The following is a 13325-nucleotide window of genomic DNA, read 5'->3' as shown; positions in this document are numbered from 1 at the left end:
TGTGGAAGATAAATTAAGAAACATAACCTACACCGAATTATCAGGTGAGTGGGCAACTTTAAATAGGATAGATTACGATTATAAATTCGAAGACGGAAGCTGGAAGCGATTATCAAGAGAAAGTTATGATAGAGGAAACGGCGCTTGTATTCTGTTGTACAACGAAGAAAAAGGCACCGTTATTTTAACCAAACAATTTAGAATGCCGGCTTATGATAATCATAAAGCTGATGGCATGTCTATTGAAGTATGTGCAGGAGCCATTGATAAAAACGAAGCACCAGAAATTTGCATTATTCGAGAAACTGAAGAAGAAGTAGGTTACAGAATAAAAAGTGCTAAAAAAGTAATGGAATGTTATACGTCTCCAGGAGCTGTTACCGAAAAAATGTTTCTGTTTGTTGCACCCTACGATGATACCATGAAGATTAACGACGGTGGTGGATTAGAAATTGAAGATGAAGAAATAGAAGTGCTTGAAATGCCGTTTTCCGAAGCGATTAAAATGGTGGATAATTTTAAGATTATTGATGCTAAAACTATTTTGTTATTACAATATGCGCAAATTCATAATTTGTTAGGTTAAATGAATAAGTTAAAACAGGCCAATTTATATAGAAGTGAGTTAATTTCGGTTAGCGGAAAACTTGTAGAGCGTTATAATAAATGCCTTATAAAACTTGGTTTTACGGAAACTAAACTCAAAACTTTTTATATTGATGGTATTGGCTGGAGTCCTGAAATAGCTGAAGAAAAGAACGATGTTAATTACCTAAATAACGGAGAAGCGAATCCGCATGGAATAGTAATTTCACCGCTTCAAAAAGGAAAACCTGTGTATTTGCCTTTTCATACTTTCGATAGAGATATGATGAAGTATGTCTTTAAAGTTCAGGGCGAAAAAATTAAAGATATTACCCGCGATTGTGCCATTTGTTTAGATTTCGATCAAGGTATCGATGTGTTTTATGAACCTCTGGATGTTTTAAAATACAATAAAGTTACGGTCAATTTTCATTTAATAGATCGTTTATGGTACATCCAGAAAGAACAATTAGAACTTGTTGATCGCTTTAATACAGCTAATAATTTTATTAACGAAAACTTGCATCAAGAACTTCTTGATTCTGCTAAGGCTTATGGTGATTTACGTGATCGCGATTTAGATTTACACCAGCTTCAATATACTACCGATTCATTTTTTACAAGATCTTTTGGAGGTGTTTATTTGTTGCGTGATTTTATTAAGCCCATTGTCGTTTTTAAAGATGAAACCTGGTATAGAGAAGCCATAAAAGATACCAATTATGATGTTTTGATTTATCACATTTCGCAACCAGAATTAATGGAAAAGCTTCGAGATCATTTGATTATCGAGTGCGATTTAGAACATGTTGTAACAACAAAACGTTATGATCGAATTAAGAAATTTGAAATGGCGCAGCATCTAAAAAAAACACAGCATCCGGTTGGCGAGATTTTAAGCGACCCATTATTATTTAAAAGTTATTTGAATAAGCTTGATTTAAAAACAAGGAAAAAGGTAATGAGCGTGGAGATTTATCTTGAAAAGTTAGAAACGAGTAACGAGTTTAAAATTCACGATATAGTTGATGCTAAGTTATATGATGCCTTGCATCAGCCACATTCGTCGTTAGAAGCGAAGCATCAAGATTTAATATGGAAACTATTGGTTAATATTTCTGAAAAGGATATTCTATTTTGGTATTGGTATGATAAAGAGTCTTTTTATAACAATTTTAAAACTTGGGACGATTCACTTAAAGATTGGGTGGTTAATACCATAAGTAACAATATTTAGAAAATATAGACTAATTTTATATACAACCTTCAAACACTATTATCATGACACTAGAACTTATTGTATTTATAGCTTCAATTTTGTTTGGGGCATTAATCTATTGGCGAGAATCACATGGTAATGGGCTATATAGGTTTTTTAATAAGCTTATGTATTCCAAAGAATTACAAATGAAACCTAATGATAAAACAGGCTTTGTATATCAACAAAAGTTTATCATACGCTTAGTATTTATTGGCTTTTTATTTCTAATTGGAATCGTAATTACCCGATTTTTAATTCCTATTGATTTAGCAACCATATCCATTTTTGCTTCCATGATTGTTGGAAGTTTGGCAGGTACATATTTGGCGAATTTTATATTCAAATCAAGTGAAGTTATTGATGAAAAAAGTGATTCTATTGAAGATTTAGTTCAAGATACTATTGACAAGGGTAAAGATTTTATTGAGGATTTAAAAACTAAAGACGCAGAAGAGGTTTTAGAAAACACAAAGGAAACACCAAAAGTAGAAGAAAAGAGTGCTCGCGAGCGATTAAAAGATAAAGGATTGTTGTAATGACTAAAAACAAATGGAGATACATTTTAATTGGTCTTTTCGCAATATTAATTATGGTGGAACTTTTTAATTTTGATTATAGCAGAGGCTTAAATTGGAAAAACGGATTAAGACTTCTAGCTCCCATGTTAATGATAATTGCCATGGTATTATCAATAAATCATGTTAAAATCCATGGTGAAAACTAAAAACTAAGAAATGATTAATAATTACTGGAATAAAGGGAAAAAGCAAAAAATAGTTACCATTATTGTTGGCTTTATTTTACTTATTGCGTTGTTTGTTTTAAGAGACGATTATCAACCTGCATTATTATTTTTAAGAAAATTCATTTTCATCATTTTATTAAGCGGCGTTGTTTTGTTTTTCGGTCTTCGAAAATTCAGAAAATCTGCTAGTACTGGCCGTAGATTAGGTATTCTAGCTTTATTAATATTGTTTTTTGGTATTCTTTATGTGGTTGGGTGGCATTTCAAAATGTACGATTACATGAAAACTTATAATGTTTTTAATCATTTAAATAGAGTTGAAATAAATGAATTACCATTAACTCAAAATGAACGCATTCAGCCATTACAAAATATTTTTACCATGGCAAATGAGAGTGTTGGTGAAACCAAAGATGTGTCCTTACCACATTTAGTGCGTGTTGATAATGAAAATAAATGGACGATGGCCATCCAACCTTCTGAAAATTATACGTTTCAACAAATAAGTGATAACACAGAAGAAGTTTTTGCAGTATCAAGTACATCGCCTTCTCCTCGTTTTTCTAATGAGAATAGAATTCCTGTTACTTTTTCAATAGGCGAATCATTAAAATTTAGCAGAAACACGTACAATGCCGTTGTGCAGCGTTTTAACTTTTTTCAATTGTTTATGTTAGAACCTGGTGATACTTATTATATGAAAAATGATACAGGTAAATGGGTAGAAGTTGTAAGTTTAATAAAATGGAAAGGATTTTTGTTCCCATACCCAACGTTTGGCGGTGTTATGGTAATTGATAGTGGAGAACACGATTTTAATGATTATATAGAGCGTATTTTAATTGGAAAAGGTACTTATATAAGTCCTGAGGAAATGAAAAACTATCCGTATTTAATAGGTCAGAATATCTTATCCGAAAAAGTATCACAGCTTCAAGCAGAATCGTTGAAGTTTTTAGGTGGGTTCAGTGATCCGTTACCATGGAATATGTTAACTGCAGTTAAAATTCCTGAAATGCCTAAAGATCAAAATCAACAACCTTATGTTACCGATTTTGATTTTTCAGACACCGATTCTGATGCATACAATGGTTTATATCATTGGTTTGGTTTAGAGCCAGTAGGTAATGAGCGCACCAGCTTGAGTTATAGTGTTTTTATTCCTGCAGATGGAACAGACAAAATGTACTTTTACGATCATGCTTCAAAAAAACAAGGATATGCCGGCGTATCTGCAATGCCACAAAAAGTGAAAGAATCAAAAAAAGAAATCGATTGGACGGCAAATACGCCCGTAGAATTCAGACCCTATATTAAAAATATTGCAGGTAGAAAGCGTATGTTTTTTTTAGGAACTATTTCTGCTATAAGCGAAAAAAATGCGGGACAATTTGATGGTTCAGCAACGCCAGATTTAGTATTGATTGACAGTGAATATAGAGATGTGGTTTGGATTGATGTAAAACACCCGAGCCAATGGGATAAAACCGTATACGACCAGTTAAATGAAGCTTGGAGAGCTAGTGAGAAAATAGGCTATTATTTTGTTGAAGAAACCAAAACTATTGATGCTGTTGTGCAACCCACAGATTCTATAAAAGCAGTTCCTGAAGCAGATGATAAAGCTGCATTAATTGAAAAAATGCAAAAACAATTGGATTCTTTAAAAGCGTCCGTAAACTAGTTTAACTAAATTTCTGCATTAATTCATTCACCACATTTTCTATTTTTTTGTTTTTTCTGCTACGATCTAAAATGGTAGGAGGAACTTGCCTAACTTCGCAATCAGAAATAGTACAACGTTCGCAAGTTACACCCACTTTTTGAGCCACAATTTTTTTATCTTCTAAAAACGAAAGTTTATTTTTTAGTTGCTTATTAATTAGTAAACCAACACTAATACTTCGATAATGACTTTCTTTAAAAGGATCTTTTGTAGCCGATGATAAAACTAAATATTGCATATCGTCGTTAGGATAATGTGATATTTGAATATCAACTACATGGTCCTTTTTAGTCTTACTAATTTCATTTAAAACCTTAAGTGAAACCCAGCGTCTGCAATAATGCTCATTGGTTTCATTAGCATGGGGAGAATGCTGGTGCGATAAATGTAATTCCTTATTCAAATAAAATCGCTCGCTTCCAGAGCGATGAGTAAATCGTAAAAAGAATAAATTTTGAATATTAAATTCCTTTGGTAAAATATTAGTTAAACGCTGGTAAAACGATTCTGGCGACGCATTAAATGATTTAATCATTTTAACAAAAAGCGATTCATCAAAACGATTTTTGTTAAATAGATTGGTCAACTGTTCTGTTAAAGTTGTTTTAGGTATAATTAAAGCTCCGGCAAAATAAGAAGCGAAAAAATTATTTAATACTTGATCAAAATTTTCAAATTTAATCCACGAAAATGTATACAATCGTTCTTTAAATTTAAGATGATTGTATGCTAGTTCTTTGGCATAAATAAAGGTGCGTTGCGCTTCATCTATATGGTTAGCTAGAAGCAGAGTTTTCGATTTTGAAATAAAAATTGAGCGCAAAGCATCGAGCTCTTTATGTTTCTCTAAATCCTTATTATTAATTGTATAGCCAAACTCTTCTACTAATATTTCCTCCAATTCGTTCGATTGAATGGGTTTTGTTAAATCGATTTGATAAGCTTTAGCGAATATGACAACTTCTTGTTCTAAATTCTCAAAGTAATTGTTGTTTGCTTGCTGGAAAGTTCGAACAGATGCTAAATAAAAACTCTCTTTACTAAAACTATAATGTTCTGCAATTTCTATAACAGTACTTATAAATGCATTCACCTTAGCAGGTGCGTTTGCAATGATATCAATAAGGTTACTTTCTTTAATACCAAATAATTCTAATGGAATTTCTTTTAAGATTTTTGATTGAAGAATTTCTCCAATCGGTGCAAGGTTTTTATCCAATTTTAGCGAGACCATATCATCATATGGGATGTCTAATTTTTCAGATAGTATAGAAATTTTATCTGGTTTGGGATATTTTTTTCCTTTTTCTATTTCGTTTAAATAAGATTTTGATAGACCCGAAAGTTTTGATAATCCAAATAGCGATAAATTTCTGTCAGTCCTTATTTGCTTTAGCTTTAAGCCAAAAATAAGTTTAATATAATCTTCTTCCATAATTACAAATATATGCTTTTTTGCGAACATATGTAAATTGCGAATATTAATTTTTAGCGAACGTTCGCTTGTTTTTTACATTTTTTTGTTTTAATATTGTTCCAACAAAATATTTAAGTCATGGAAAATACAGTATTGAAACAAACCAAAATTCAGTTTTCTAAAGAAGTAAGGAATTATTATCCTGAAATTTTAACTGATGAAGCCTTCGAATTTTTAACCGCTTTACATGAAAAGTTTAATTCGGTCCGTTTAGAATTATTAGAAAAGAGAAAAATTACGCAAAGATTTTTTGATAAAGGACACTTTCCAGATTTTCCATCAGAAACGAAAACCGTAAGAGAAGGTGATTGGGTTGCAGGTAATATACCTCATGATTTACAAGATAGACGTGTTGAGATTACGGGGCCTGTTGATAGAAAAATGATTATTAATGCACTCAACTCTGGTGCTAAAACCTTTATGGCAGACCTCGAGGATAGTAACTCTCCAACTTGGGAAAATACAATTGAAGGTCAGCAAAATCTTTTAGACGCTAATAAAAAAACAATATCATTACAAGATTTAAAACGCGGTAAAAATTATGAATTAAATCCTGAAACTGCGGTTTTAATTGTGCGCCCTAGGGGTTTGCACTTAAATGAAAGACATATAATTATAAATAATGAGGAAGCATCGGGGAGTTTAGTTGATTTTGGTTTATATGTATTTCATAACACAAAAATCATTTTAGAAAATAATACGGCACCTTATTTTTACCTTCCAAAGTTAGAGCACTATTTAGAGGCACGTTGGTGGAATGAAGTTTTTGAATTCGCTCAAGAATATCTAGAAGTTCCTCAGGGCACTTTTAAAGCTACGGTGTTGATTGAAACTATTACTGCAAGTTTTCAGTTGGATGAAATTATTTATGAGTTAAAAGATCATATTGTAGGATTGAATTGTGGCCGTTGGGATTATATTTTCTCATACATCAAAAAATTTAGAAATCACGACAATTTTGTAGTGCCTAATCGAGATCAAGTTACTATGACAACGCCTTTTATGGAAGCGTATTCAAAACTAGTCATTCAACGTTGCCATAAAAGAGGTATTCTTGCCATAGGTGGTATGGCGGCTCAGATTCCTATAAAAAACAACGAACAGGCTAATACCATTGCTTTAGAAAAAGTACGAAAAGACAAAGAGCGAGAAGTAAAAAATGGTCATGATGGAACTTGGGTGGCACACCCAGATTTAGTTCCTGTGGCAATGCAAGAATTTAATAAGTATATGAAAACCCCAAACCAGTTGCATATTTCGAGAGATGATGTAAAAATTGATAAAGAAGATTTGGTTGAATTACCATTAGGAACGGTAACAGAAGCTGGTATTAGAAAAAACATTAATGTTGGTATTTTATACACAGAAGCTTGGTTGCGAGGCTATGGCGCTGTTGCGCTTTATAATTTAATGGAAGATGCCGCAACTGCCGAAATTTCTAGAACCCAAGTCTGGCAATGGTTAAAAAACGAAGTTAAATTAGAAGATGGACGAACATTTAACGATGCCCTGTTTGCTGAAATATTTGATGATGAAATAGAAAAAATCATTAAAGAAGTAGGTGGAGACCGAATACAAAACACCAAGTTTAAACTGGCTATTAATTTATTTAAAAAACTAGTTACTGCTGAAGATTTTGAAGAGTTTCTCACGCTTCCGGCATACCTACACATTTAAAAAAACAATCCTGCGATTGCTGGAACAATCAACAGGATCTCATTATTAATATTAAATAACGTATCGCAAAATTATGAAAAATTTAGCACAATCAAATTACAGTTCTGCATTACAAACTGTAAGAAATCTTAAAGAAAAGTATGGAAATACATGGGATGCAATAAACCCAGAAAATGCAGCGAGAATGGTTGCACAAAACCGTTTTAAAACGGGACTAGATATTGCCAAGTATAATGCCGCAATTATGAGAGCAGACATGGCAGCTTATGATGCCGATTCTTCAAACTATACACAGTCATTAGGATGCTGGCATGGATTTGTGGCGCAACAAAATATGATTGCTGTAAAAAAGCATCATAAAACCACTAGCAAGAGATATTTGTATCTATCTGGTTGGATGGTTGCGGCATTACGTTCTGAATTCGGTCCATTGCCAGATCAATCAATGCATGAAAAAACGGCAGTTCCGAGCTTAATTGAAGAAATCTATGATTTTTTAAGACAAGCTGATGCTATCGAGTTGAATGATTTATTTCGAAGATTAGAGCAAGGAGAAGATGTACAAGACCTAATAGATAATTTTGAAACACATATAGTTCCTATAATCGCAGATATTGATGCAGGTTTTGGAAATGAGGAAGCCACTTACTTACTTGCCAAAAAAATGATTCAAGCTGGGGCTTGTGCTATTCAAATTGAAAACCAAGTATCTGATGCGAAACAATGTGGGCATCAAGATGGTAAGGTAACCGTGCCTCACGAAGATTTTATTGCAAAATTAAATGCCGTTAGATACGCCTTTTTAGAGTTAGGTGTTGAAGATGGCGTTATAGTTGCTCGAACAGATTCGGAAGGTGCAGGTCTTACACAGAAACTTCCGGTTAGTCAAGAACCTGGAGATTTAGCTTCAAAGTATTTGGCTTTTGTTGAAGCTGAAGAAATAGGAATAAATGATGCTCGAGAAGATGATGTTCTACTTAAAAGGGATGGTAAATTAGTGCGACCAGTTAGATTACCAAATGGGTTGTACAAATTTAAAGATGGCTCTAATATAGATCGTGTGGTTTTAGATTGTGTTACAAGTCTGCAAAATGGTGCAGACCTATTATGGATTGAAACACCAACGCCAGATGTAAAACAAATTGCACATATGGTAAATCGAATAAGAGAAGTAATTCCTAATGCAAAATTGGTTTATAACAACTCGCCATCATTTAACTGGACTTTAAATTTCCGAAATCAAGCGTATCATGAAATGCTTGCAGAGGGCGAAAATATGACAGCTTATGATAGAAATAATTTAATGGATGCCGAATACGACAATTCAGAATTAAGTTTTCGCGCAGACCGAAAGATTAAATCCTTCCAGAACGATGGAGCGCGAGATGCTGGTATTTTTCATCATTTGATAACATTACCAACATATCATACAACCGCATTGCACATGAGTGATTTAACAGAAGGTTATTTTGGTGAAGATGGTATGCTCGCCTACGTAAAAGAAGTTCAAAGACAAGAAATTCGCAAAGGTGTTTCTTGTGTAAAACATCAAAGAATGGCTGGATCTGATCTAGGGGATGACCACAAAACATTTTTTGCTGGAGAAAAGGCTTTAAAAGCAGGTGGGACAAAGAATACATCGAATCAATTTGAAGTAAAAACGACTACTAAAACCAAGATAAAAGAAAAACTTGGAGTTGTGGCTTAGTTAAAGAACTTCCGTGAATTTGAAGAAGCACTCCCTTTAGGAGTGCTTTTTTTATATCATATTTTCCATTTTAATATCACATCTAATATATGGGCAATTGGCTTCAACAGGAATTTCAACAAAACCATATTTTTTGTAGATATAGATAGCATTTTTAACTTTCTACTCGAATTAATTATCAGTTTTGGAATGTTTTTATCTTTGGCAAAATCAATACAATATTGCATCATTTGTTGTCCGATTTTTTTACCGCGATAATTTGGAGAAACAGCCATTTTTGTTAATTCAAATTCTTTTGAATTGTTCATTGGCATTAATGCTACGGTGCCAACAATTGCATCGTCTAGTTTTGCGAAAAAAATATGCCCGCCTTTGTCTATAATATACTTTTGGGGCTTACTTAGCACCTCTTCATCATAAGGTTCTACCACAAAAAAGGTTTCTAACCATTCTCTGTTTAGCTCATAGAATTTTTTTGAATATTGGGGTTCAAAATGAATAATATTAATTGTCATTAGCTTTAATAAAATCTGTAATTAAATAGGTGATTAACTTACCTACTTGTAAAGCCGATTTTTTAGATGGAGAAGCTTCACAAATATGCAAATATATGGCATGTTCATGCTTTGCAAAATGGCTCAATAATTTTCTTGTTTTAGTGACACTGAAACCACTTGGTGTCATAGCGCTACTCGGCATGTTTTCAATAGCATCACAGTCAATTTCAATTCCAAATAAACCTTCAGAAACATGTAATAAGGCCCGTTCCAGTTCTCTTTTGTATTTCAGTTCGTTTCTAATTTCCAAAGCATCGAATGTGTTATATTCAATTGATTTTAAATCATTCAACACTTTAAAAATCTTATTTGAAGTATAGTTTTCATGTAATCCAAAAATAAAATACTTGCCTAAGAACCCTTCCGTGTAAGCATAACTAAATCCGTTTCCACTGTGCCTGCCTTCTTCATCTCTAAAATCAGAATGTGCATCTATATTAATAGCATTAATTGGTTTTCCGAAGGCTAAAGAAGATCCTTTTATATTTCCGTATGCATTATTATGTCCACCACCAATTATAATCGGTTTTTTTCCAGCTTTTATAATTTGATGCACCACATGTGTAACAAAATCGTCAATTTTTGCAACTATTTCTCGGGCCTTTAAAACATCTTTTTTTTTGGTAGAATTTAATTTTGAAAGCTCTAGTTGCTCTTTATGGAAGTCTAAATGCCCCAATATTAAAACCTTGTTAGCCCTTGTAAACTCATTGCTTTGAATGTTTAACAAAACTTTAAGGGTTGCGTTCCAAGCCTTTGCAGTTCCTGTTTTACCGTGATTTGCAAATACACCAACATCCTCTGGTAGGCCTAAAATTACATAAGCAACATCTAAACTTTTAAGTTGAACGTATATGTTAGTGAAATTGGTTAATATTTGAACGTGTTGGCCAAATTTGGATTCACCAGATCGCTTGTTTAATAATTTATTTCGCGTAATATTGTTAAATAATACTAGTTTATCCATAAAATAAATAAATTTTGATTATTAAAAATACATCATTATTTATTTATATTATTAAAACAAACAATTAAATAAAACAAAAATTAAATTAACCTTAACAAACATTAAAAACAAATAATTATGGAAGGCAACAAAAGTAACACTGGACTTAAAGTAGGATTAGGTATTGCACTAGTTTTATTTTTAGCAACTGGATTTTATACTATGAATTTATACAGTAGTAGTAAGAAAGTTCAAAACGAGCTTACAGCAGAGAAGCAATTAGTAATGAATGATTTAAACGCAATGGCAAAACAATATGATGATGCTATTGGTGAAAACGAAGTGGCTAATTCAAATTTAATTGAAGCAAGAGCTAGAATTCAAGGATTAATTGACTCTTTAAAAATTTCTGAAACTAACGTTAAAAGTTTGTGGAGATACAAGAGCAAGTACCAAGCTTTACAAAAAGAAATGGATGTTTTGTTAGCTCAAAACGATTCATTGAGAGTTGAGAATTCGTATTTAGCTACTTCTTTAGACAGTACTCGTGTTCGTTTAGAAGAGCGTACTATTTTTACAGATTCTTTATTAGTACAAAACAATGCTTTAGCTGAAGTGGTTGAAAACGCTTCAATATTGAATACAGTTGGATTAAAAGGATTTGGAGTTATTGAAAGAACCTCTGGAAAATTAATTCCAACAGAAAGAGCTGGAAGAACAGATAAAATTAGAGTTTGTTTTACGGTTGCTAAGAATACTTTAGTTCAACCAGGAGATCAAGAATTATATGTTCAAGTTATCGACCCTAAAAACAATACTTTAGGTTTAAATGAGCAAGTTACTTTTGGTGAAAAAACTTTAAACTACAGTACAATTAGTAAATTTAATTACGAAAGTACAAGCCTTAATGTTTGTGAGTTTGTAACTTCTAAAAGCGACTTTGAAAAAGGGCGTTATATTGTAAACATATTTAATGAAAAAGATTTAGTATCTAGTTCAGAATTTACTTTAAAGTAAATCTATTATAACACTTAAAATTAAAAACCTCGAACTTAGTTTGGGGTTTTTTTATGTTATAACTTCGCCGTTAATAATCACGGTTTCAATATTATTTTCACCAAACGAATATGGTAAATAATTATAACTAGGTACTGGTTTGGTAATTATTAAATTGGCAATTTTGCCTTTGGTAATACTGCCGTATTCGTTAGAAATACCCATGGCATACGCGCCATTTATAGTAGCAGCATTTATGGCTTCTTCTGGTGTCATTTTCATTTTAATACAAGCCGTACTTACTACAAAATTCATATTCCCACTTGGTGTTGAACCTGGGTTATAATCGGTAGCCAAAGCTAACGGCAGACCAGAATCAATAATTTGTCTTGCTGGTGTATATGGAATACTTAAAAAATACGAGCAGGAGGGAAGTGCTACAGGCATAGTATCACTGCCTTTTAAGGCATCTATATCGTCTTGGTTTAATTCTTCTAAATGATCTACAGATAATGCATTGTGTTTAACTCCAAGTGCGACTCCGCCAAAGGCATTAAATTGATTGACATGTATTTTCGGAATTAATCCATATTGCTTACCAGCTGTTAAAATAGCATCGGTGTCGTCTAAAGAAAAATATCCCTTTTCACAAAAAACATCTATAAAGTCTGCTAAATTTTCATTGGCAATTTTAGGCAGCATTTTATTGATAATTAAATCAATATAGCCTTGTTTGTCTTTTAAATATGATTCAGGAAAGGCATGTGCTCCTAGAAAAGTTGCTTTAATTTTAAGTGGATAATGTTCTTTTATCCGTTTTATAACCCGCAGCATTTTAAGCTCAGATTCCACTGTTAATCCGTAACCAGATTTTATTTCTAATGCTCCAGTTCCTAATTTTATTACATTTTTAATTCGTTGTATAGATTGTTGGTATAAATCGTCTTCACTAGTATTTTGCAGCGTTTTAGCAGAGTTTAATATACCACCACCACGGTTGGCAATTTCGGTGTAACTTAATCCTTTAATTCTGTCTACAAATTCTTGTTCTCTATTGCCTGCATATACAATATGCGTGTGTGAGTCACACCAAGTGGGCATTACTATTTTACCCAACGCATCAATGGTTTTTGAAACTTTAATATTTTTACAGTTTTCCATACTGCCATAATCAACAATTTTATCATTTTCAATGTAAAGGAAAGCATTTTCAATAGTTGGTAAATGTTTCATTTCTTCGCCAGAAACTTTTAAAACATTCTGGTTCCTCACTTGAATTAGTGATTTGATATTAATTATTAATAACGACATGAATTTCTAAAATTTGAAATTGAGCTATAAATTTAATCACAATAAATTAGATAAGCGGAAATAGCCTTAATTAAATGAATATTGAAAGTTAATTATTACTTGAATTTAAAAATTCGATGAAATGCACTTTGCACTCAATGACTAACTATTGCGATTGTATTTTTTATAAAGATATCATTATAAGTGGTTTAAAAAATCAATATCGGTATGCAACTAAACAATTTTATTGGCTAGTGATAGAATTTTTAATCAAATTAAAAAGAAATACTATTATTTTGTCATCTTTGATTAACCCTAACCAATAAATCAATCAAGTGAATTAGCATTTGTATTGAT

The 13325-nt window shown here is 32.2% G+C and carries 12 protein-coding genes; 8 read left to right on the top strand and 4 right to left on the bottom strand.

The window, feature by feature from the left end; genetic code table 11:
• Nucleotide 1 precedes the first annotated feature (1 nt).
• The 5 genes from BUA46_RS03855 to BUA46_RS03835 are packed head-to-tail and all read left to right on the top strand — an operon-like array spanning nucleotide 2 to nucleotide 4275.
• A complete protein-coding gene (locus tag BUA46_RS03855; protein WP_143148072.1) occupies nucleotides 2–586 on the top strand; it encodes an NUDIX domain-containing protein in 585 nt (194 codons plus the stop codon).
• Nucleotides 587–1822, top strand: a complete 1236-nt coding sequence (locus tag BUA46_RS03850) for a DUF6638 family protein (RefSeq protein WP_019387436.1) — start codon at nucleotides 587–589, stop codon at nucleotides 1820–1822.
• 44 nt (nucleotides 1823–1866) lie between these two features.
• Nucleotides 1867–2382, top strand: coding sequence for a hypothetical protein (locus BUA46_RS03845; RefSeq protein ID WP_019387435.1), 516 nt, complete (start codon nucleotides 1867–1869; stop codon nucleotides 2380–2382).
• Complete coding sequence (locus tag BUA46_RS03840; protein WP_019387434.1) at nucleotides 2382–2570, top strand: hypothetical protein; 189 nt, start codon at nucleotides 2382–2384, stop codon at nucleotides 2568–2570. The genes BUA46_RS03845 and BUA46_RS03840 overlap by 1 nt, the downstream gene beginning before the upstream one ends.
• Nucleotides 2571–2580: 10 nt before the next feature.
• Nucleotides 2581–4275, top strand: a complete 1695-nt coding sequence (locus BUA46_RS03835; protein WP_019387433.1) for a DUF308 domain-containing protein — start codon at nucleotides 2581–2583, stop codon at nucleotides 4273–4275.
• Nucleotide 4276: 1 nt separating this feature from the next.
• Here the strand turns inward: BUA46_RS03835 and BUA46_RS03830 are convergent, their stop codons facing one another.
• Nucleotides 4277–5752, bottom strand: a complete 1476-nt coding sequence (locus BUA46_RS03830; RefSeq protein ID WP_019387432.1) for a helix-turn-helix domain-containing protein — start codon at nucleotides 5750–5752, stop codon at nucleotides 4277–4279.
• 120 nt (nucleotides 5753–5872) lie between these two features.
• Between BUA46_RS03830 and aceB the strand changes: the two genes are divergently transcribed.
• Both aceB and BUA46_RS03820 read left to right on the top strand, forming a co-directional pair.
• A complete protein-coding gene (aceB, locus tag BUA46_RS03825; protein ID WP_019387431.1) occupies nucleotides 5873–7471 on the top strand; it encodes a malate synthase A in 1599 nt (532 codons plus the stop codon).
• 73 nt (nucleotides 7472–7544) lie between these two features.
• The gene (locus tag BUA46_RS03820; RefSeq protein WP_019387430.1) at nucleotides 7545–9179 is read left to right on the top strand and encodes an isocitrate lyase; all 1635 of its coding nucleotides are present in this window, start codon (nucleotides 7545–7547) and stop codon (nucleotides 9177–9179) included.
• 56 nt (nucleotides 9180–9235) lie between these two features.
• Here BUA46_RS03820 and BUA46_RS03815 read toward each other — a convergent pair whose 3' ends face one another.
• Entirely contained in the window at nucleotides 9236–9694 is a 459-nt protein-coding gene (locus BUA46_RS03815; RefSeq protein WP_349267054.1) for a GNAT family N-acetyltransferase, read from the bottom strand.
• Nucleotides 9684–10703, bottom strand: coding sequence for a formimidoylglutamase (locus tag BUA46_RS03810; protein WP_019387429.1), 1020 nt, complete (start codon nucleotides 10701–10703; stop codon nucleotides 9684–9686). Before BUA46_RS03810 ends, BUA46_RS03815 begins: the two co-directional genes overlap by 11 nt.
• A 117-nt stretch (nucleotides 10704–10820) precedes the next feature.
• Between BUA46_RS03810 and BUA46_RS03805 the strand changes: the two genes are divergently transcribed.
• Nucleotides 10821–11699 carry a DUF8428 domain-containing protein gene (locus tag BUA46_RS03805; protein ID WP_019387428.1) on the top strand — a complete coding sequence of 293 codons (879 nt, stop codon included), beginning with the start codon at nucleotides 10821–10823 and terminating at the stop codon, nucleotides 11697–11699.
• Nucleotides 11700–11750: 51 nt separating this feature from the next.
• Here the strand turns inward: BUA46_RS03805 and hutI are convergent, their stop codons facing one another.
• Complete coding sequence (hutI, locus tag BUA46_RS03800; protein WP_019387427.1) at nucleotides 11751–12989, bottom strand: imidazolonepropionase; 1239 nt, start codon at nucleotides 12987–12989, stop codon at nucleotides 11751–11753.
• Nucleotides 12990–13325: the final 336 nt, after the last annotated feature.

The sequence above is a fragment of the Algibacter luteus genome (assembly GCF_900141715.1).
Classification (GTDB): Bacteria; Bacteroidota; Bacteroidia; order Flavobacteriales; family Flavobacteriaceae; genus Arenitalea; species Arenitalea lutea.
This window is presented reverse-complemented; position numbering and strand designations above follow the sequence as displayed.